At 65.2% G+C, this 247-nt stretch carries 1 protein-coding gene; it reads left to right on the top strand.

The genetic code is table 11. From position 1 onward, the window contains the following. The coding region (locus tag SB756_RS33670; protein WP_410913712.1) for a hypothetical protein at positions 1-247 on the top strand (247 nt) is incomplete at both ends.

The raw sequence follows: 247 nt of genomic DNA, 5'->3' as shown, positions 1-247 counted from the left end.
CCCTTGGACGTGTGCTTCCTGCCGACACCGGTGGCCGAGTACGCTTTCAGCCGGCAACTGGAACACCCGACCCTGCGCACCCTGTTGATTGGTGGCGACCGTCTGCGCACGTACAGCCGAGCGCAAACCTTCGAGGTGATCAACAACTATGGCCCCACTGAAGCCACGGTGGTCGCCACCAGCGGGCGCGTCGAAGTGGGCCGGTCGCTGCATATCGGCGGGCCGATTGCCAATGCCCGCGTGTACC

Origin of the sequence: Pseudomonas sp. SIMBA_068, assembly GCF_046534705.1 — a bacterium.
GTDB classification, from domain to species: Bacteria; Pseudomonadota; Gammaproteobacteria; order Pseudomonadales; family Pseudomonadaceae; genus Aquipseudomonas; species Aquipseudomonas putida.
The sequence above is the reverse complement of the archived record's forward strand: the minus strand, read 5'-3'. Positions and strand labels throughout refer to the sequence as shown.